Origin of the sequence: Streptomyces sp. SID3343 (assembly GCF_009865215.1) — a bacterium.
Taxonomy (GTDB): Bacteria; Actinomycetota; Actinomycetes; order Streptomycetales; family Streptomycetaceae; genus Embleya.
The window spans coordinates 1-1,094 of the sequence record NZ_WWJX01001592.1 but is presented as its reverse complement, the minus strand read 5'-3'; the positions used below and the strand labels follow the sequence as shown (position 1 = coordinate 1,094).

Here is a 1,094-nt window from a genome sequence, read left to right as displayed (position 1 = left end):
GGTCTGGGCGAGTCCACCGGCGACATCATGGGCGCGCTGACCGAGGCCTACGTCAACGAGCCCGCGCCCTACGACACGCCCGACTACACCGTCGGTGAAAGCGTCAACCTGGTCGGCCAGGGCCCGATCCGCTACATGTACAACCCCTCCACCAACGGCGACCCCAGCTGTTACAGCTCGTCGGTGCCTACGATGGAGGAGCACGCGGCGGCCGGGCCGATGAACCACTGGTTCTACCTGCTCGCCGAGGGCACCAACCCCGGTGGTGGCAAGCCCAACAGCCCCACCTGCAACAACACCACCTCCACCGGGATCGGCATCCAGCAGGCCGGCAAGGTCTTCTACGGCGGCATGCTGCTCAAGACGAGCGGCATGACGTACCGGAAGTACCGCACCGCGACGCTGAAGTCGGCCAAGACGCTCGACCCCACGTGTGGTCTGTTCAACAAGACCAAGGCCGCGTGGGACGCCGTCAGCGTGCCCGTGCAGACCGGTGACCCGACCTGCACCGACACGGGCAACCCGGACTTCTCGCTGGCGCTGAGCCCGACTTCGGGCACGGCCAAGCAGGGTGCGAGCGCCACCACGACCGTCACCACCGCCGTCACCGGCGGTGCGGCGCAGTCCGTGACGCTCTCCGCGTCGAACCTGCCCAGCGGCGTGACCGCGAACTTCAACCCGGCGACCGTCCAGGCGGGCGGCAGTTCGACGTTGACCCTGTCCGCGTCCGCGACCGCGCCGGTCGGCACGTACTCCGTGACCGTCACCGGTACCGGCACGTCGGCCACGCACACCGCGCAGTACTCGCTGACCGTCAGCACCACCGGCACGCCGCCCACCGGCGCGCCCGACATCAGCGTGACGAACGTCCAGGCGCACCTGTCCCAGCTCCAGAGCATCGCCACCCAAAACGGCGGCAACCGCCGTGCGGGCAGCGCCGGTTACACCGCGTCCGTGGCCTACGTGAAGGGCAAGCTCCAGGCCGCCGGCTTCACCGTGTCCGAGCAGGTCTGCACGTCCTGCCAGTACCGCTCCAACAACCTGATCGCCGACTGGCCGGGCGGTCCCGCCGACCAGGTCGTCATGTTCGGCGC

Annotated in this window: 1 protein-coding gene; it reads left to right on the top strand. The window is 69.2% G+C overall.

Going from position 1 to position 1,094, the window contains the following annotated elements; genetic code table 11:
* Positions 1 to 1,094: M4 family metallopeptidase (locus tag GT354_RS50505; RefSeq protein ID WP_202513196.1), on the top strand; the 1,094-nt coding region annotated here is incomplete at both ends.